Annotated in this window: 13 protein-coding genes; 8 read left to right on the plus strand and 5 right to left on the minus strand. The window is 69.8% G+C overall.

Annotated features, from left to right (window positions below; translation table 11 throughout):
• Positions 1-408: 408 nt before the first annotated feature.
• Positions 409-4,152, plus strand: a complete 3,744-nt coding sequence (locus GF068_RS12195; protein WP_153819530.1) for a DUF3857 domain-containing protein — start codon at positions 409-411, stop codon at positions 4,150-4,152.
• Positions 4,149-4,415, plus strand: coding sequence for a hypothetical protein (locus GF068_RS12200; protein WP_153819531.1), 267 nt, complete (start codon positions 4,149-4,151; stop codon positions 4,413-4,415). The genes GF068_RS12195 and GF068_RS12200 overlap by 4 nt, the downstream gene beginning before the upstream one ends.
• A 39-nt stretch (positions 4,416-4,454) precedes the next feature.
• Here the strand turns inward: GF068_RS12200 and carB are convergent, their stop codons facing one another.
• Entirely contained in the window at positions 4,455-7,826 is a 3,372-nt protein-coding gene (gene carB / locus GF068_RS12205; protein ID WP_153819532.1) for a carbamoyl-phosphate synthase large subunit, read from the minus strand.
• 57 nt (positions 7,827-7,883) lie between these two features.
• The gene (locus tag GF068_RS12210) at positions 7,884-9,419 is read right to left on the minus strand and encodes an ASKHA domain-containing protein (RefSeq protein WP_170319443.1); all 1,536 of its coding nucleotides are present in this window, start codon (positions 9,417-9,419) and stop codon (positions 7,884-7,886) included.
• 161 nt (positions 9,420-9,580) lie between these two features.
• Here GF068_RS12210 and rpmI point away from each other — a divergent pair, with 161 nt between their 5' ends.
• From rpmI to pheS, 3 genes are read left to right on the plus strand one after another with little or no spacing between them, the layout of a single operon-like run.
• Positions 9,581-9,778 (plus strand): 50S ribosomal protein L35, encoded by a 198-nt coding sequence (gene rpmI, locus GF068_RS12215; protein ID WP_153819534.1) that lies wholly within the window; start codon positions 9,581-9,583, stop codon positions 9,776-9,778.
• Between the two features lie 24 nt (positions 9,779-9,802).
• Complete coding sequence (gene rplT / locus GF068_RS12220) at positions 9,803-10,156, plus strand: 50S ribosomal protein L20 (protein WP_153819535.1); 354 nt, start codon at positions 9,803-9,805, stop codon at positions 10,154-10,156.
• Between the two features lie 51 nt (positions 10,157-10,207).
• A complete protein-coding gene (pheS, locus tag GF068_RS12225; RefSeq protein WP_420814121.1) occupies positions 10,208-11,242 on the plus strand; it encodes a phenylalanine--tRNA ligase subunit alpha in 1,035 nt (344 codons plus the stop codon).
• On the opposite strand, the gene GF068_RS12230 is transcribed toward pheS, so the two are convergent.
• Positions 11,233-12,591 carry an ATP-binding cassette domain-containing protein gene (locus GF068_RS12230; protein WP_153819536.1) on the minus strand — a complete coding sequence of 453 codons (1,359 nt, stop codon included), beginning with the start codon at positions 12,589-12,591 and terminating at the stop codon, positions 11,233-11,235. The genes pheS and GF068_RS12230 overlap by 10 nt on opposite strands.
• 824 nt (positions 12,592-13,415) lie before the next feature.
• Here GF068_RS12230 and GF068_RS12235 point away from each other — a divergent pair.
• Positions 13,416-15,152 (plus strand): sigma-70 family RNA polymerase sigma factor, encoded by a 1,737-nt coding sequence (locus GF068_RS12235; protein WP_153819537.1) that lies wholly within the window; start codon positions 13,416-13,418, stop codon positions 15,150-15,152.
• Between the two features lie 148 nt (positions 15,153-15,300).
• On the opposite strand, the gene dacB is transcribed toward GF068_RS12235, so the two are convergent.
• Positions 15,301-16,824 carry a D-alanyl-D-alanine carboxypeptidase/D-alanyl-D-alanine endopeptidase gene (gene dacB, locus GF068_RS12240; RefSeq protein WP_153819538.1) on the minus strand — a complete coding sequence of 508 codons (1,524 nt, stop codon included), beginning with the start codon at positions 16,822-16,824 and terminating at the stop codon, positions 15,301-15,303.
• Between the two features lie 133 nt (positions 16,825-16,957).
• Here dacB and GF068_RS12245 point away from each other — a divergent pair, with 133 nt between their 5' ends.
• The gene (locus GF068_RS12245; protein ID WP_338046343.1) at positions 16,958-17,488 is read left to right on the plus strand and encodes a hypothetical protein; all 531 of its coding nucleotides are present in this window, start codon (positions 16,958-16,960) and stop codon (positions 17,486-17,488) included.
• An 8-nt stretch (positions 17,489-17,496) separates the two neighbouring features.
• Positions 17,497-17,991 carry a hypothetical protein gene (locus GF068_RS12250; RefSeq protein WP_153819539.1) on the plus strand — a complete coding sequence of 165 codons (495 nt, stop codon included), beginning with the start codon at positions 17,497-17,499 and terminating at the stop codon, positions 17,989-17,991.
• Here the strand turns inward: GF068_RS12250 and GF068_RS12255 are convergent.
• A complete protein-coding gene (locus tag GF068_RS12255) occupies positions 17,988-18,893 on the minus strand; it encodes a fumarylacetoacetate hydrolase family protein (RefSeq protein ID WP_153819540.1) in 906 nt (301 codons plus the stop codon). The two genes, GF068_RS12250 and GF068_RS12255, sit on opposite strands and share 4 nt — an antisense overlap.
• Between the last annotated feature and the right edge of the window lie 217 nt (positions 18,894-19,110).

Raw genomic sequence — 19,110 nt, forward strand, 5'->3', positions numbered from 1 at the left:
CCGCCGGAGGGCCCGTCCCGGAAATGACGGCGCGGGAGAGCCACCCTCGCGCACCCGCTCGAGCTCTTCGCACGGGCGCACATTCGACGCGTGCAGCGATGGTTCTATCCGAAGCAGGCGCCGCGGAGCAAGGTGGCCTTTCGGAACGAGCACGCAGATTCCTGCCCAACCCCTCCAAGAGCGCCAAACCCCGAGCACTCACGAGCCCCGCACCACGCGACGATCGGGGGACCTGGTAATATGCATGACCACCCTGCCCCACGCGCGTCATGCCTTTCCCTCGACATCAGGCTCGGAAGCGCGCTCTGGGCCGCCAAAAATTCCCACGCGCTCGCACGGTCGTGAGGCTTGGTGAGCCGGGCACGTCCTTCCCTTGACCTGCCGGGCACGGCACGGGATAGCCCCTCGATGGCTCGTGAACGTGGCGCCCTCCTGGATCGCGCGACCCGCGCGAAGGCACGAATCGCCCTCGCGTTGACCTTCGCCTGCTGCGCGATCGCCCCGACGCACCCCGCGAGCGCAGAGGGCGGGACGATCCACCCCGACGTGCTCGAAGCGAGCGGCGCGATCGCCGGCGCGAAGGGACCCGCGGCCTACACGGCGCTGCGCGAGCTCTGGCGCACGTGGGACCGCGCAGACCCGACGCACGTCGAGGAGGCGATCGTCGCGGCCACCGAGAACAAGGCGCTGCCCGCGCCCATGCGTGTCTACGCGGAGCTGCTCAGCGCGTACGCGAGGAGGCGCCGCGGCGATCTCGAAGGCGCGCTCGCGCGTGTCGAGAAGCTCGGCTTCGTCGGTCGTTACATGACCGTCGGCCCCTTCGACAACGACAACAAGATGGGCTTCGGCATCGACCACCAGCCCGAGTCGGAGCTCGGCGAGCCCATCCCCGCAGGCCGCGCGTACCAAGGAAAAGAGCGCGCCGTGCGCTGGCGCGTGCCGCCGACGACGTCGTCCTACGGGTGGTTCGACTTCGGCGACATCCTGCGCCCGCGCGAGGCGGTCTGCGGCTACGCGACCACGTTCGTCCGCGCGCGCCCGGGCACGAAGGCGCCCCGCAAGGCGACGCTCTGGGTGGGCTCCGCCGGCGCGTTCAAGGTCTACTACGACGGCGAGAAGATCCTCGAGGACGCCGCGTACCGCGAGCTCGACATCGATCGATTCGCGACGACCGTGACGCTCCGGCCGACGTTCAGCCGCATCACGGTGAAGGTCTGCGGCGACGAGGACGCGCCGAAGTTCGCGCTGCGCATCGGCGATGAGAACGGAAAGCCCGACCTCGACGTCGAGGTGCGCGCCGATCTCGAGGCGAGCACCGACGCCGCCGCCGCGATGAAGGAGCGCGCGAAGACGAAGGAGCCGAAGTCGCAAGGCCGCGGCGTCGCCGGGCCCGTGCAGGCGTTCGAAGCGCTCACGTCGGGCAAGAGCCCCGAGCCCGCCGCGCTGGAGCAATACGCGCGTTACCTCGCGATCACCGGCGGCGATCCGAAGGCCGAGCACAAGGCGCGGGACCTCGCGCGCCGCGCCGCCGAGGCCGAGCCCACGGTGCCGCGCCTCTTGCTCGCCGGCGAGCTCGCCGAAGATCGCAACCAGCGCCGCGCCTGGGTCGAACGCGCGAGCGCGCTCGCCAAGACGAACGACGAGAAGCTCGACGTCCTGCTCTCCGAGGCGCACCTCGCGCGCACCGGCGCGAACTGGCGCGACGCGGTGCCGATCTACGAGCGCATCCTCGCGCTCGACCCGGACAACCTCGGGGGCACGCTCGGCCTGGTCGAGCTCTCCGTCGAGGCGGGCCTCAAGCGCACCGCGCTCGGCATGCTGGAGAGGGCGGTGCAGAGGAACCCGCGCTGCGTCTCGCTGCTCTCCGCGCTCGCCGCGCAGCTCCGCGCGCTCGGCCGCGACACCGAGGCCGAGGAGGTCGAGGCGCGTTACGCGGCGCTGCGCTTCGACGACGCCGACTTCCTGAGCCAGAAGGTGGAGCTCGCCGTGGCGCGCCGCGACGCCGCGGGCGCGGAGCGGTGGCTGAACCGCTTCCTCGGCGTCGACGCGGGCTCGGCGTGGGCGCGTGGCCTCGCGGCGCGCACGTATCGCTCGCTCGGCCAGAAGGACCGCGCGCTCGCGACCTACCAGCAAGCGCTGGCGATGGCGCCCGAGGACGTGCAGACGCTGCGCGCGCTCTCCGATCTCTACGGAGAGGAGGGGGATCGCGACAAGCAGCTCGACCTGCTCCGGCAGATCCTCACGATCGTCCCGCAGGCGAAGGACGTGCGCGAGTACGTCGAGCACATCGAGCCGAAGGCGCCGCGCGCGGACGAGGCGTACGCGTGGGCGCCGGAGAAGTTCCTGCCGAAACGCAAGGAGCCCGCGCAGGGCTACCCGATGCGCTTCATGCGCAACCTCACGGTGACGACGGTCTACCCGAACGGCCTCGCGAGCCGCTTCCACCAGGTCGTCTTCCAGCCGCTCACCGACGAGAGCGCCGCGTCCGCGCGCCAGTACGACTTCGCCTACGAGGCCGATCGCCAGACCGTGGATCTCCGCGCCGCGCGCGTCTACCGCGCGAACGGCAAGATCGACGAGGCGATCGAGAGCGGCGAGGGCGCCGCGGACAACCCCGCGATCTCGATGTACACGTCGCAGCGCGCGTTCGTCGTCCTCTTCCCGCGCCTCAACGCGGGCGACGTCGTCGAGCTGCGCTACCGCGTGGAGGACGTCGCGCCGCGCAACGAGAAGAGCGACTACTTCGGCGAGGTCCAGTACCTCCAGAACGACAAGCCCATCGCGAGCAGCGAGTACGTCCTCATCACGCCGAAGTCGCGCCGCTTCTTCATCCGTACGGACAAGCTCCCCGGGCTCGTCGAGGACGTGAAGGAGGAGGGTGACAAGCGCATCTATCGCTTCGTCGGGACGAACGTCCCCGCGCTCAAGCCCGAGCCCAACATGCCGCCCTGGTCCGAGGTGCTCGGCACGGTGCACGTCTCCACGTTCGACACGTGGGACGCGGTGGGCGCGTGGTACTGGGGCCTCGCGCGCGAGCAGTTCGACGTCGACGACGAGGTGCGCAGGCGCGCCCGCGAGCTCACGAAGGGCCTGACCGACGACGCCGCGAAGGTGAAGGCGATCTACAAGTTCGCCACGCAGACGCGTTACGTCGCGCTCGAGTTCGGCATCGAGGGCATCCGGCCGCGCCGCGCCGCGCAGACGCTCGCGCGCGGCTGGGGCGACTGCAAGGACAAGGCGACGCTCATCGTCACGATGCTGCGCGAGCTCGGCATCAACTCGACGATCGTCCTGCTCCGCACGCGCATGCGCGGCGACATCGCCCCCGAGCCCGCGAGCCTCGCGCCCTTCGATCACGCGATCGTCTACGTGCCCTCGATGGACCTCTACCTCGACGGCACGGCCGAGCACACGGGCTCGATGGAGCTGCCCGTGATGGATCGCTCGGCGATCGGCCTGCTCGTCAACGAGGGCAAACCCAAGCTCGTGCGGCTGCCGCAGCCGCCGCCGGAGCAGTCGCTCACGCGCCGCCACGTCGAGGTGACGCTGGCCGAGGGCGGCGCGGCGCAGCTCGTCTCGGACGTGCAGGTGACGGGCGCGTACGCCCCCGACTGGCGCAGGCGTTACCTCGCCGAGGGCACGCGCAACGAGCGCGCGTCGCAGGACCTCGCCTCGGACTTCGGCCCGATCGAGCTCGAGAAGGGGCGCACGGGCGTCGAGACGGGCGACCTCGACGACGTCGAGCAACCCGTGAAGATCCGCGCCCGCGGCAAGGCCACGAGCTTTGCGCGGCGCGAGGGTGACGCGCTCAGCGTGCCCGCCACCATCACGCCGCGCCTCGTCGCCGAGCTCGCGCCCTCGTCGAAGCGCACGCTCGACGTGACGCTCTCGGCGCTGACGAGCCGCGAAGAGGAGTGGGTCATCAAGGTGCCGGCGGGCATGAAGGTGCGCGCGGCGCCCACGGCGCAGAAGCTCGACACGCCGTTCGGCTCGTTCCACGTGACGGTCGAGCAGTCCCCGGGCAAGGTCACCGTGAAGACGGGCTTCTCGTTCAAGAAGGCGCGGATCACACCGGCCGAGTACGAGGCGTTCCGCTCCTTCTGCGAGGCGGTCGATCGGGCCTTCGGCCAGCGCATCGTGGTGGGCAAGTGACCGAAGACGCGAACACGCCGGAGGGGCCGCCCGCGCTGCCCGAAGGCGTGCTCGCCGTGCGCCTCGGCCCGGGCGCGAACTGCTCCTCCGCGGGCAGCGCGATCGACATCCTCTTTTACGGGAGCGTCGTCGTCGGCGCGCTCGCGGTGGCCCTCACGGCCGCGCTGACGCCACGCGAGCGCCGCGATTCGCCCGAAGCGTTCGACGAACGCGGCGAGAACGACGCGAGCAAGGACGACACGAACGAGCCGAAAGACACGTAGGCCGCCGTCGCATCGAGCACCGGCGGCCCTCGTCGTCTCTCAAGAGGACGGGTTCCACTCCTGGAGCGAGCGGACGCGGTACGACGCGCGCGCGTCGTGCGCGCTCGCCTCGAGGGCGTCGACCGCGGCCATCGCGGCGGCCATCGTCGTGAAGTACGGGACGTTGGCGAGCAACGCATTCCGCCGGATCGGGTAGCTGTCGCGGATCGACCGCGCGCCGACCGTGGTGTTCACGACGAGCGAAACCTGGCCTGCCTTGATCGCGTCGACGACGTGCGGCGAGCCCTCGTTCACCTTGTTGATCGGCGTCGCGGGGATACGCGCGCGGGCGAGCGCCTGCGCCGTCCCGCTCGTCGCCATGAGGGTGAAGCCGAGCGCGCGCAGGCGCCTCGCGATGACACACGCCGCGGGTTTGTCGTCGTTCTTCACCGAGATGAACGCGCACCCCGTGCTCGGGAGCTGCATGCCCGAGGCCCTGAGCGCCTTGCCGAACGCATGCGCGAACGTCGGCGCGATGCCCATCACCTCGCCCGTCGAGCGCATCTCCGGCCCGAGCTGCGTATCGACGCCCGGGAACTTCGCGAACGGGAAGACGGACTCCTTCACCGCCACGTGTTGCGGCATGAACCCGTCGGTGACCCCGAGCTCCGCGAGCGTCTTGCCCGCCATCACCTGCGCCGCGATCTTCGCGAGCGGCCGGCCCGTCGCCTTCGACACGAAGGGCACGGTGCGCGACGCGCGCGGGTTGACCTCGAGCACGTAGATCGCGCCACCCTTCACCGCGAACTGCACGTTCATCAGGCCGATCACGCCGAGCTCCAGCGCGAGCTGCCGCGTCTGCTCCTCGATCGAAGCCACGACCTCCGGCGGCAGCGAGTGCGGCGGGAGCACGCACGACGAGTCCCCCGAGTGGATCCCGGCCTCCTCGATGTGCTGCATCACGCCGCCGATCACGACCTCGCGACCATCCCCGAGCGCGTCGACGTCCACCTCGATCGCGTCCTTCAGGAACTCGTCGACGAGGATCGCGTGCGTGCCTGCCTCGCGCGCGGCCTCGACGGCGTCGTGGATGTACGCCTCGAGCTCCCTCTCCTCGTGGCAGATCATCATCGCCCGCCCGCCGAGCACGTACGACGGACGCACGAGCACGGGGTAGCCGATCGACCGCGCCGCCTCGATCGCCTCCGCGACGCTCGACGCCACGGCCGCGCGCGGGCGCTTGAGCCCGAGCTTCGTGAGCAGCGCGTCGAACCGACCACGATCCTCGGCCCGATCGATCGCGTCCGCGGGCGTGCCGAGGATCGGGACGCCCGCGCGCGCGAGCGGCACCGAGAGCTTCAGCGGCGTCTGCCCGCCGTACTGCACCACCACGCCGACGAGCTCGCCGTCCTTACGCTCCTCGTCGCAGATCGAGAGCACGTCCTCGAACGTGAGCGGCTCGAAGTAGAGCCTGTCGGACGTGTCGTAGTCGGTCGAGACCGTCTCCGGGTTGCAGTTGACCATGATGGTCTCGAACCCGAGCTCACGCAGCGCGAAGGCCGCGTGCACGCAGCAGTAATCGAACTCGATCCCCTGCCCGATCCGGTTCGGACCGCCGCCCAGGATGACCACCTTGCGCCGCCCGCTCGGCGCGGCCTCGCTCTCGCGCTCGTACGTCGAGTAGAGGTACGGCGTCTTCGCCACGAACTCCGCCGCGCACGTGTCCACGCGGCCGAAGACCGCACGCACGCCGAGCGTCATCCGGAGCGCACGCACCTCGTCCTCCGTGCGCCCGGTGAGCCGCGCGATCGCCCGATCGGAGAAGCCGAGCCGCTTGGCGTCACGCAGCGTGCCCTCGTCGAGCGCGCCCTTCTCCTTCGCGACCTCCGTGATCGTCCGCTCGAAGTGCACGAGCCGCTCGATCTGCGACAGGAACCATCGATCGATCCGCGTCGCCTCGTAGAGCTTCTCGAGCGGGATCCCGAGCCGCACCGCGTCGGCCACGTAGAAGAGCCGATCCGCCACGGGCACGCCCACGATCTTCTCCAGCGCCGCCACCAGCTCGTCCTGGCTCGGCGGCGGCATCTCCATCGGCGCCGAGGGCTCGCGCGGCGCGTCCATCAGCATGTCGCGCGCCTGGTTCGGATCACTGCCGAGCTGCCGGTAGTCGACCCTGCCGAGCAGCGACTCGAGCCCGTCCCGCCCGATCTCCAGCGAGCGCGCCGCCTTCTGCAGCGCCTCGGCGAACGTCCGCCCGATCGACATCACCTCGCCGACGCTCTTCATCTGCGGCCCGAGCCGCCGGTCCGCGCCGGGGAATTTTTCGAAGGCGAAGCGCGGCCACTTCACGACCACGTAGTCGATCGTCGGCTCGAACGCGGCGCTCGTGCCCGTGATGTCGTTCGTCAGCTCGTCGAGCCGGTAGCCCACGGCGAGCTTCGCGGCGATCTTCGCGATCGGGTAACCCGTCGCCTTCGAGGCGAGCGCGCTCGACCTCGACACGCGCGGGTTCATCTCGATCACCACGAACCGCCCGTCCTCCGGGTTCACCGCGAACTGGACGTTCGACCCGCCCGTCTCGACCCCGATCTCCGTCATCACCGCGCGCGCCGCGTTCCGCAGCCGCTGGTACTCGCGATCGGTCAGCGTCATCGACGGCGCGCACGTGATCGAGTCGCCCGTGTGCACGCCCATCGGATCGATGTTCTCGATCGAGCAGACCACGATGAAGTTGTCCGCCTTGTCGCGGATCACCTCGAGCTCGAACTCCTTCCAGCCGAGCACGCTCTCCTCGATCAGCGTCTCGTGCGTCGGCGACTGCTCGATCGCCCAGCGCACCTTCGCGTCGAGCTCCTCCGGCCGGAACGCGATGCCGCCGCCCGTGCCCCCGAGCGTGAAGCTCGGCCGCACGATCACCGGGTAGCCGAGCGGCGCGCCCCAGGGCCCCTCCTTCTCCGCCAGCGCGCGCGCCTCCTCCACGCTCTTCACGTGACCCGAGCGTGGACACGTGAGCCCGATGCGCTCCATCGCCTCCTTGAAGAGCGCGCGATCCTCGGCCTTGCGGATCGCCGCCGGGCTCGCGCCGATGAGCTCGATCCCGAGCCTCCCGAGCACGCCCGCCGCGTCGAGCGCGAGCGCCAGGTTCAAGGCCGTTTGACCTCCAAGCGTCGGCAGGATCGCGTCGGGCCGCTCTGCTTCGAGGATCGCCGTCAACGTCGGCACGTCGAGCGGCTCCACGTAGGTGCGGTACGCGAGCTCCGGGTCCGTCATGATCGTCGCCGGGTTCGAGTTGACGAGGATCACCTCGTACCCCTCGGCGGCGAGCGCTTTCGCGCCCTGCGTGCCCGAGTAGTCGAACTCGCACGCTTGTCCGATGATGATGGGACCAGAGCCGATCAGCAGGATCTTCTTCAGATCGTCACGGCGCGGCATCGGGCGGGCGAGTTAGCACCGGAACGCGGCACCGTCGATGTACGCGCGAAATGTCGCTCAGAAATCGAGGCTCTGCACGAAGACATCCTGGAAATCGTCACGTGTCGCGAGCTCCACGTGCCGGACCCGCGGCCGGACATCCGCGAGCCTCGCCCGCGCCGACTCCGGGTCCCGCGCGAACACCGTCGCGCCCTCGAGCGACGCGTTGCCCGCCGCGACGACCGCCGACGGATCCACCTCGGGCAACATCCCGAGCCGGATCGCCACGTCGTGCCTGAGGTGCGTCCCGAACGCGCCCGCCACCGCCACACGCGCGAGGTCCTTGTCCCGGATGCCCGCTGTCTTGCAGAGCAGCTTCGTCGCGGCCCGGAGCGCTCCCTTCGCGAGCTGCAGCTCGCGGATGTCCATCTGCAAGAGGTCCACGCCCCGCGCGAGCGTGATCCGATCCGCGCCCGACGCGATCGCGCCGTCCTTCGCCACGAGCCCCGCGCGCACGAGCTCGCCCAGCACCTCGAGCAGCCCCGTCCCGCAGATCCCTTTTGGCTTCACCGTCCCGATCGTCGTCGCGCGGATGGCCCCGTCGTCTCGCACCTCGACCCGCACGATCGCGCCCTTCTCCGCGCGCATCCCGATCGAGATGTTTCCTCCTTCGAACGCTGGCCCCGCGGGCGTCGACGACGCGTAGAGCGAGCCCTCGTGCGCGAGCACGATCTCCGTGTTCGTCCCGATGTCGATGAGCATGCGCGGCGGACCCGGCCGATCGAGCTCGGTCGCCAGCACCGCCGCGGCCGTGTCACCACCGACGAACGACCCGAGCAGCGGGAACGTCGTGACCACCTCCCCGGACAAACCCAGCGCCGCGGCCGGCCCGGTCCGCTCGTCGAAGAACGGCGGCGTGTACGGCGCCTCGGCCAGGCTCGTCACGTCCTCGCCCCAGAGGAGCGTCGTCATCGCGCTGTTCGCGGCCACGACCCAGCGCCGGATCGCGCCGTCCTCCGCGAAGATCCGCCCGCGCGCCGCCCCTTCGAGCATCCGGAGCGTCTCGCGCGCGTCCTCCGTCAGCTCCTCGCGCGCCTGCGCTCCTTGCAGCGCGTGCGTCAGCCGCGTCATCACGTCGTGGCCACGCCGCACCTGACGGTTCAGCACGCTCGCCTCGCCGAGCACCTCGCCCGTCTCCGGATCGATCGTCCGGAGCTGCACGCTCGTCGAGCCGAGATCCACCGCTGCGTCCACGACCTTCGGCAGCTCGCCTCCGCCGAGTCTCGTCACGCTCGGCGCCGCGCGCAGATCGAACCGGCTCTGCACCTCCACCGTGACGGGCGTGCGCGGCCGGATCCGGCACGAGAGCCGCAGGCCTTCACGGAGCATGCCCTCGCTGAGCACGGCCCGGTCCTCCTCGGTCGGCGGCGCGTTGCCCGCGAGCACACGCACGATACATTTCCCGCACGATCCTCGGCCGCCGCAGGGCGCGTTGATCGCGATTCCCCGCGAATGCGCGATTTCCAGGAGCGAATGTCCAGCGTGGAAGCTCACGATGGTCCGGACGGGAGGGCCGTCGCTGACCGGCTCTTCGAAGGTGGCGCGGACGAGCATGGTTCGGGAGGCTAGCTCTGGGGGAGCCTCGCGGCCTTGACAACCACCGCACCCGTCCGCCATAAAGCTCGCCCCGCCGCATCTACCTTGGTTTCGAACGGCGCTCCGACGGTCGGAGCGAGGCCAGGCAGAGCGCACCCTTTCGGGAGCGAGAAGGCACCATGCCGAAGATGAAGACGAACCGAGCCGCCGCGAAGCGCTTTCGCGTCACGGGCTCGGGCAAGATCCGCCGGAGCAAGGGCGGCTTGAACCACTGCATGCAGGAGAAGAGCAAGAAGCGCCTGCGCCGTCTCCGCAAGAACGACACCGTCGACACGGCGATGGAGGGGCGTGTGAAGCTCCTCCTGCCCTACCGCTGACCCCGAGCAAGAGAGGAGCGCCCAATGCCGAGAGTCAAGCGTGGGTTCAAAGCCCGTCGTCGTCGTAACCGCGTCCTGAACCAGACCGAGGGATATTTCCTCGGCAGGAAAAACCGCTACCGCCAAGCCGTCGAGGTCCTGCGCCACGCGTGGGAGTACGGCTACATCAGCCGCAAGCTGAAGAAGCGGGATTTCCGCAAGCTCTGGATCGTCCGCATCAACGCCGCTGCCCGCACGAATGGCACGACGTACTCTCGCCTCATGAGCGCGCTCAAGAAGGCGAACGTCTCGCTCGACCGGAAGATCCTGTCCGAGCTCGCCATCCACGATCCGACGTCGTTCGGCGCGGTCGTGAAGCTCGCGGGCGCGAGCCGCTAGGCTGGGAGACGGGGCGTGAGCGCCGCGGATCCTGTCCAGGCGATCAAGGCCATCGAGGAGGGCCTGTCCGCGCTCGGCACGCGGTACCGCGACGCGTTCGCGGCCGCGACGAACGAGCAGGCCCTGCGCCTCGAGCACGCCAAGGTCCTCGGCAAGAAGGGCGAGCTCACCGCCGTCCTCGCGCTGATGCGCCACGTCCCCGCCGACCAGAAGGCCAGCGTGGGCAGCCGGGTCAACGCCTTCAAGGAAGAGGTCGAGGCTTCGTTCGAAGCGCGCCTCCAGGCGATCGCCCGTGCTGCCCGCGAGGCCGAGCTCCGCGGCCTCCCCTTCGATCTCAGCCTGCCGGGCCGCGTCGAGCTCGGCCGCGGCCATTTCCATCCCATCGCGCAGGTCCGTGACGAGCTGCTCGCGATCTTCCGCGACCTCGGCTTCGTGGCCGAGTCCGGCCCCGAGATCGAGCTCGAAGAGAACAACTTCACGAAGCTCGCGTTCCCGCCCGATCACCCGGCGACGGACATGCAGGACAGCTTCTGGCTCGGGCCGGGCCTGCTCCTGCGCACGCACACGACCACGGTGCAGCCGCGCGAGTTTTTGCTCCGCAAGCCGCCGCTCGCCGTCGTGATGGCTGGCTCCGTCTACCGCCGTGACGACGACGTCACCCACTCGCCGATGTTCCACCAGATCGACGGCTTCCTCGTCGACGAGAAGGTGAGCTTCGCCGAGCTCAAGGGCGTCGTCGCGGGCTTCATCGAGCGCCTCTACGGCCCGGGCCTACCGATGCGCTTCCGGCCGAGTTACTTCCCCTTCGTCGAGCCCGGCGCCGAGGTCGACTGCGGCTGCGTCTTCTGCCGCAAGGCCGACGGCACCTACGCCGGGTGCCGCGTCTGCAAGCAGACGGGCTGGCTCGAGGTGCTCGGCTGCGGGATGATCCACCCCGACGTCTTCCGTCACTGCGGCCTCGATCCCGAGCGGTACAGCGGCTTCGCCTTCGGCATGGGCCTCGATCGCCTGGCCATGCTCCGTTACGGCATCCCCAACATCCGCCTGCTCTTCGAGAGTGATCCGCGCTTCTTGTCTCAGTTCTGAGCGGGCGCCGGTCCTTCGAACGAGATCACCTCATCCGCGATCCTGAGCGGCCCTGGCCGATGCGTGACGATCAGGATCGTCCGGCTGCCCCGCTGCGCCTCGAGCGCCGTGAGCACACGCGCTTCGGCCTCGGCGTCGAGCCCCGACGTCGGCTCGTCCAGGAGCAGCACCGGCTGACGGCTCGCAACCGCGCGTGCGAGCGCCACGATTTGCCGCTCCCCGCCCGAGAGCTCGTGCCCTCCGGCGACGATCCTCGCCTGCCCTCGCGCCTCGGCGAGCCCGAGCCCTCCGACCTCCGCGAGCGCGCGCCGCAGCTCCTCCTTCGGCGCGTCCTTCGCGCCGAGCCCCACGTTCTCCTCGATCGTCCCCGACACGATCGCCGCCTCTTGCGGCACCCACGCGAACGGCCGTTCGTCCGGACCGACCCCGGCGCGCGTCAGCTCCTCGCCGTCATAACGAAGCTCCCCTTCCGTCGCGGGCACGAGCCCGAGCAGCCCTCGCAAGAGCGTCGTCTTTCCGCTGCCCGTCGGCCCTACGATCGCCACGATCCGCCCGGGCTCGGCCGTGAACCGGACCGGCCTCCCGATCGCCCCGCCCACGACGAAACGCAACCCTTCGACCGAGAGCCGCGCCAGCCGGAAGCGACTGCGCGCCCCTTGCACACTCTCCGGCTCGGCCGCTTCGAACTCGCTCGTGGCGGCTCCGACCTGCACGCTCGCTTCGAGTGCGTCGAGCGACGCGGCGCCTCGCTCGATGGCCGTCCGCGCGTCGCCGAGATCGCGCAGCGGCCTGTAGGTCATGAAAAAGACGGCCGCGAAGGCCACGAGTGACCCGCCGAGGGCCGGCTGCGCACGCTCGATCCAGACGCAGAGCCCGAGCAACGCGGCTGCGGCGAGCACCTCGTTTGCTCCGGAGATCAGGCCTCGGGTCGCTTCTGCGCGTGCGGCGGCGCGCCCGGCCTCGTCTCCGGCCCGCCCGAGCGCTGCGTGCACCCGCCGGGCGGCTCCGTACGTTCGCCATAGATCCAGGTGCCGTACCAGCTCGTCTACAGCGGAATGCAGCTCTTCTGCGAGGCGCGCCGACCGCGCGTGATGGGACCGGACGAACCTGCGCGCCGAGGCCAGGAGCAGCGCGAACGGCGTGAGCAGCAGGATCGCGGCGATCGCGAGGCGGGAGGACAGGAAGAGGAGCGCCAGGGCGAGAGGAACGAGGTGTGCAATCGCACGAGCGGCCGCGAGCACGCCCTCGTCGACGCCTCGCTCGACGTCGCGGATACGCACGGTGATCGCGGCGAGGGAGGCGGCGGCCGCGCTCGGCGGTTGTCCTTGGAGCACGATCGCGGCGGTCATCGTGCGCCGAATTGCGTTTCCGACCTGAAAGACAGCCCGCTTCTGGCCGTAGATGGAGAAGGTGCTCGCTGCAGTCTTTACAAGGGACGCCCCGAGACCGATAGAAGCCAGAAAAATCGGATGATGCGGGGCGTCGTGGGGGTCGACAAGGGCGCTGAAGGAAGCAAGTTGCCTACCCATCAGCGCCTGGCCGAGGAGGCCAGCGCACGAAGCCAAGATTCCATGGGCTATCGCCTGCACCAGGGTAGCCCCAGAAAACATCCAAGAGTTTCGCCGGTCCCGGCGGAGCTCGTGAACGACACGCAAGACGAATGTCCGACTGGACGTGTTGTCAGTCGGCATCATCGACTACAACGGAGCGCGTAAGCATGGGAGCACACCGCGGCCATCGAGGCAGCCCGTCGCCGTCCGCCTCGCATGACGGGGAGCCGGCCCCGCTGCATGCCTCGTCGGGGGATGCTCCTAGCATGCCGACCGGCTCCAAGCCCGAGCGGGGAGCGGGAAATTCGGGAACATACGCCGATTACGGCATGAAAATTGCAGAATTCGTTGAGAAGACGAGCGATCCAGTCTCCAGCATTGCATCCGTGAACGGCGGCCCGAGCCAGCCGATTTCTTCTCGGAGAGGATCCACCGGAATCAAACCGCACAATCCCCCGTTCAGCCCCCTATCGGGCAGCGGGAACAAGGGCCCAGCCATGGCGAGCTTCGATACCCCGACGAGCCCGGACCGATCCCTCCTTGACCCGAACGAGAGCTTCCACTCTCGAAAGGGTGACTCCGAAGAAGTGAACGAAAAACCCTCCACCGCAACGAAGAGCAAGATGAGCACGTCGACCGCCCGCCGCCCCGAAGCCAACCGCCCCTCCACCAAGGCCGCGATGACGGGCTCCACGACGCGCACCGCATCGGCGCCCAAGCCCGCCCGCGGAAGCGCGCCCGGCCGTCGCGGGGCCGCCGCAGCCGCCGTCGCGGGCGCGCGCACGGTTCGTCGCAGCGGCACGATGGAGCGCCGGCCGAAGGGCCAGGAGCCCGAGCAAACGCAAGCGCCGGTCGACGAGGAGGCGCTCCAGGACGACACGCGCGCCAAGACGCCCGCCGCGCCGCTCGCCAAGGAGCCGATCGCCGCGTCCGACATGGATATTGGCATGCTGGACGACGAAGGCGCCGCCGCGGAAGAGGCGGCCGCCATCCGCCCGCGCCCCGAGATGCTCGAGCCGGAGCCGACGACGGCCGAGTTCATCGACCTCGATTTCACGCCGCTCAGCCGGCCGGATTCTCCCCGGCCCAACGCCGACCGCGAGCTCAAGGACATCGAGGAGGGTGGCGGCGACTCCATGCTCGCGCGGTATTTCCGCGACATGGCGCTGCACCCGGTCATGGGCCCCGAGGAGGAGCTCGAGACCGCGCGTGCCGTCGAGCGCACGGAGATCGATCACTGGGTCGCGCTGCTCTCGTACCTGCCCGCGGCCGAGTTCGTGCTCGACGCGCTCGCCGAGGACGTGACGAAGGCGGGCGAGGACGAGGTGAAGGCGCCGCAGGTCGAAGAGCTGCAGAAGCTCGTGAAGATCGCGAAGAAGCAGAAGTACAAGCTCGCGCCCGAGCACGAGAAGGCGTGGGCGCAGCTCTCGAGCGAGCTCGCGACCGTGATCCGCCTGCCCGACTCCGACCGCCTGTGGATGTCGCGCGCCAGCAGCATCGCGCGTGACCTCGTGCGCGAGCCGGACTTCGAGGAGGACACGATCGCAGACACGGAAGAGGGCGCGCCGATCAAGCCGCCGCGCCCGACCTTGCCGATGTCGCCGTCGTACAAGCGTTACCTCGATCGGGTCGAGAAGACGTTCCAGGCCCAGCACGACGCGAAGAACCGGTTCGTCAAGGCGAACCTGCGCCTCGTCGTGTCGATCGCGCGCCGCTACAACCGCGGCCGGTTGCCGCTGATCGACCTCATCCAGGAGGGCAACATCGGCCTCATGAAGGCGGTGGAGCGCTTCGACCACAACCGCGGCTACCGCTTCTCGACGTACGCGTCGTGGTGGATCAGGCACGCGATCAGCCGCGCCCTCGCCGACAAGGGCCGCGCGGTGCGCATCCCGGTGCACATGCTCGACACGTACAACCGCGTCGCCCGCGCGACCCAGGCGATCATCGCGCGCACGGGTCACGAGCCGACGATCGAGGAGCTCGAGAAGGAGACCGGCGTCCCGCGCGAGAAGCTCGACAAGGTGAAGGACTTCTACGCCGAGACCCCGTTCTCCCTCGATCGCCCGGTCGGCGACGAGGACGGGCGCAAGTTCATCGACTTCCTCCAGGAGGAGAACGCGCTCTCGCCGTTCGATCACCTGGCGAACCGCAAGTGGAGCGACGAGGTTCGTCGGCTGCTCACCACGCTGACGCCGATCGAGTCGCGCATCATCCGCTGGCGCTTCGGCCTCGACGACGAGGACGAGCTCACGCTCAAGGAGATCGGTGACAAGTACAACCTGTCCCGCGAGCGCATCCGCCAGCTCCAGGAGCAGGCGCTCGTGAAGATCCGCAAGCAGATGCGCGACTACTACTGAACGTTCGCGGGGCCAAACCCCGCGGCTCGAACGGCTCGGAGGCCACGCGGGAAAACCCGGCGTGGCCTTCGGCATTTCGGGGGTATGACATTTCTGTCATACACGCACGGGCACGGCGTGCGCGATCTGAGCAAGCCCTGCTCTCGCGCTAGTGATCCTTCCAGAGCGCGCGCGCGGCGGCGTCGATGATCCTGTCCATCCCACCACGAGCGAGTCCGACCTTGCCCGGGATGCCGTTCACGTAGATCGAGAACACGAGCGGCGCGCGGCCGGGAGGGCCGAGCACGTAGCCGGAGAGCGAAGCGACGGCGTTCAAGGTGCCCGTCTTGGCCCGGACGATGCCGCGCTCGGAGAGCTTCTTGAAGCGACCACGGAGCGTGCCGTCGACGCCGCCGATCGCGAGCTGCGCGAGGAACTCGGGGCCCATGGAGACGTCGCGATGCGCAGCGCGGAGGAGCGAGGTGGTGGCGAGGGGCGTGATGCGGTTCGCGTCGAAGAGGCCCGAGCCGTTTTTCACGACCACTCCCTCCTCGAAGGCGCCGATCTCCTTCAGGTAACTCGTGATGACCTCCGCCGCGCCCTCGGCCGTACCCGGGCGGCCCTTCTTCTCGGCCGCGATCGCCTTGAAGATCATCTCGGCGTAGAAGTTGTCGCTGTCCTTTCCGAGCAGCGCGAGCAGCTCGCCGAGCGGGCGGGATCGATGCGACGCGAGCAGGCGCTTCTCCTTGGCGCCGCCGAGCTTCACGCCTCCCGCGACCTCGATGCCCGCGGATTCGAGCACCGCGCGGAGCGCGTACCCCGGCACGAGGCGCGGATCGTCGAGGCGACGCCGCACCCGCACGACCCGCGCGTTCTCGGGCAGATGACCACCCACGCGCGCGACGAGGCGATCGCCTTTCGGGGTGAGGTCGAGCAAGAGCTTCTCCGGATCTCCCTTCTTCGTCGTTCGCACGGCGCCCACGACGTCCACGAAGCCGAGCGGATCGACGCGCACGGCCGCGTCCTTGCCCTTCTCCCCCGCGCGCACGGAGAGCGTCACCGTGTTCTCGTCGAGCGCGACCGCGGAGACCGGCGCGCGGAACGGCGCCCACTCGTTCGGCTGTTCGTCGAAGGCCGGCGGCACGAATCGATCGTCGAAGTACCCCTGGTCGACGACGATCGCGCCCACGCGCCGCACCCCCGCGGTCACGAGCTCACGCGCGAGGGGCCAGAGGTCACCCGCGTCGAGCGACGGATCACCTTGCCCGCGCAGGACGAGCTCGGGGACACGATCCCCGTCGAGCTTGCCGTAGAGGCCCGTCATGAAGCGATGGCCCGGCCCGAGCAGGTGAAGCGCCGCCGCGGCCGTGACGAGCTTCGCGTTCGAGGCGGGGTTGAAGGCGACGTGCGCGTCCTTCGCGGCGATCGTCTCGCCCGTCTCCACGTCGACGACGGCGACGCCGACGCTCCCGCCCCAGCCCTTCACGTCCGCCGCGAGCTTCTCGATCGCTCGCTGGATCGGCCCGGTTTCCATCGACGCGCGTGGGCGCGCCGGTGTCGCGGCGCTCGGCCGATTCGAAGGCGCCGGCGCCTCTGTCGCGGCGGGCGTCGGCACCTCCGAGCGCGCCGAGGCGGTGAGGGCAAGGAGCGCGAGGCCGACGAGGGTGGGACGGAAACGGCTGCCTTGGTGCATGGGAGCTTCCTACAACGTCCGCGGCGGGAGAGACCATCCGACGACGAAGGGTGTGGGCTTTCGTTGTGCGGACGTGCGAGACCTTGCTAGGGTCGAGTCAAACTCGATCCTCTCACTGGGACTGGAGAAGGCCGTGGCACTTCGCACCTCCACCTCGCAACTCACCTTGGGGCTCTCGCTCTCCATCCTGCTCGTGGCCTGCGGCGGCGCGCAGCCGAAGCAAATCGGCGACGAAAACACCTGGGAGAAGCCGCCGGCGAAAGCGACGACCGACGAGGGCAGCTCGGCGACGAACGAAGCGTCGGGCGAGACCGGCGAGGACACGAAGTGGACCGACGCGGCCGAGCCGGAGGAGCTCAACGAGGATCAGGTCAAGCAGATGGAGATCGCGCTGAAGCGTGGTCAGAACAAGGCCGCGAACTGCGCCACGGTCGTCGAGAACGGCCCGACGGGCGAGGGGCCGGTGTCGGTCACGTTCGACGGCAAGATCGGCAAGATCACCGACGTCGAGGTGGGCGCGCCGTTCGCGGGCACGCCGGTCGAGCAATGCATCAAGCGCTCGTTCATCGGCGAGTACTGCTTGCCGTTCGAGGGGGATCCGAAGGTCGTGAAGTACAAGGTCAACCTGCCCGCGAAGGCCGCCGCGGCGACGCCGAAGAAGTGACGCGCGGGATGAAGCACGCCTCGATCCTGATCACGCTCGCGCTCTTGCTCGGCTCGTCGCAGAGCTTCGCCGAAGAGACGGACGAAGCACCGGCGCCGCGGTATCCGCCCTCGTCGGTGCGACCGAAGCTCATCGGCGGCGGCCTCGCGATCACGGCGATCGCGTACGGCGTGGGCGTCGTGGCCGCGACGAGCTGGCCCGACGCGCCGGGCGCCGAGTCGCTGAAGATCCCCGTCGTGGGGCCGTGGATGGCGCTCGCCCAGAACAAGTGCGGCGACCCGACGGTGACCGACTGCTCGGGATCGATCTGGCTGCGCGGGCTGCTCACGGGGCTCGGCGGGATCGCGCAGCTCGGCGGGCTCGGCCTCGTGGCCGAGGCGATCATCATGAAGACCGAAGCGACGGCGCCGAAGCCCTCGGAGTCGGAGCAGAGCGCGTTCCTCATGCCGGTGCCGATCGTGGCGCCGAACATGACCGGGATCGGGCTCGTCGGCCGCTTCTAGCGCGCCTTCGTGTATCGATACGGCGGCGGCTCGGGCCCGAGGACGGGCCGCGCCGCGACCTTCCCCAGCCGATCCACCGCGACCTCGAGCGTCGCGCCAAACCCGAGGCCGAGGCGCCGCGCGGCCTCGCCTGCGCCTTCGATCGGTGGAGCACAAACGATGTCGCCCGGGAAGAGCGGGACGTGGCGGCTGACGAAGGCGAGCGACTCGGCGAAGGAGAGCGCCGGCGCGGCGGACGCGGAGAGCTCTTCGATCACGCCGCCCACGCGCAGACGAACCCGCGCTTCGTCGAGCGCGCCGGCTTCGTCTTTCGTGACCAGCACGGGGCCGAGGGTCGCGGCGAAGTCGCGCGCGTGGACCGAACCGCTCGTTCGTTCTTGCTCACGCGCGACCCAGCCGAGGAAGAGAGAAAACCCGAGGATCGCTCGCTCGGCCTCGGAGGCCGTCGCGGCGCGGAGCTCGTCGCAGAGGAGCGCGGCGATCGAGACCTCGACGTCGGGCCGCGCCTCGGTCGGCGGGAAGGGGACCGATTCTTGGTGCCCCAACAATCCGCGCGGGTTGCCCAGGTGGTACCGAGGCACCTCGCCCGCGGGTGTGCTCTCGAGCTCGACGAGCAGCGCGCGCTCGGGCACGCACGGCGGCAGCCAGAGCAGCTCCTCGGGCAGGAGCCTCGCCTCGGTGGGACGTTCGCCGGCGCAAAGAGCGTCGTCCAGGACGTCGAGGCCTGCGCCGCCGACGGAGAAGACGCGCGCGAAATAGTCCTCGGCGGTGGAGGAGCGCGCGTCGAGCAGCGGCGCGCCGCGCCTCCGCTCGAGCTCGGCCGCGTCGTAGAGGCAGCCGTCACGCTCGAGCGCGATCCGCGGCAAGACCGAGGACGGAAGGAGGACGCGGGCAAGACGCATGGGCGGGGCGCCTCGGCACCAGGATCGACCACGTTAGCACCCCTCGCCGGGTGCGTCGCGGCTATCAGGCGGGAAAACGGCTGTTTTTTCTTCCGCGGCTCGCGCGTTGACGCGCCACCCTGGACGCCTAGACTGCGCCCTGGTTGACGCTTGGGGCGTCACTTCCATCGAGCGGAGTGATGCGTCCCAAACCCCCGGTCGCGCTCGGGCAGCGTGC

The organism is Polyangium spumosum (assembly GCF_009649845.1).
Classification (GTDB): domain Bacteria; phylum Myxococcota_A; class Polyangia; order Polyangiales; family Polyangiaceae; genus Polyangium; species Polyangium spumosum.

Coding starts and splice junctions, on each gene's coding strand:
- GF068_RS12195 (WP_153819530.1), top strand. CDS start 409: ATGGCTCGTGAACGTGGCGCCCTCCTGGATCGCGCGACCCGCGCGAAG.
- carB (WP_153819532.1), bottom strand. CDS start 7,826: ATGCCGCGCCGTGACGATCTGAAGAAGATCCTGCTGATCGGCTCTGGT.
- GF068_RS12210 (WP_170319443.1), bottom strand. CDS start 9,419: ATGCTCGTCCGCGCCACCTTCGAAGAGCCGGTCAGCGACGGCCCTCCC.
- rpmI (WP_153819534.1), top strand. CDS start 9,581: ATGCCGAAGATGAAGACGAACCGAGCCGCCGCGAAGCGCTTTCGCGTC.
- rplT (WP_153819535.1), top strand. CDS start 9,803: ATGCCGAGAGTCAAGCGTGGGTTCAAAGCCCGTCGTCGTCGTAACCGC.
- GF068_RS12230 (WP_153819536.1), bottom strand. CDS start 12,591: ATGACCGCCGCGATCGTGCTCCAAGGACAACCGCCGAGCGCGGCCGCC.
- GF068_RS12235 (WP_153819537.1), top strand. CDS start 13,416: ATGAGCACGTCGACCGCCCGCCGCCCCGAAGCCAACCGCCCCTCCACC.
- dacB (WP_153819538.1), bottom strand. CDS start 16,824: ATGCACCAAGGCAGCCGTTTCCGTCCCACCCTCGTCGGCCTCGCGCTC.
- GF068_RS12250 (WP_153819539.1), top strand. CDS start 17,497: ATGAAGCACGCCTCGATCCTGATCACGCTCGCGCTCTTGCTCGGCTCG.
- GF068_RS12255 (WP_153819540.1), bottom strand. CDS start 18,893: ATGCGTCTTGCCCGCGTCCTCCTTCCGTCCTCGGTCTTGCCGCGGATC.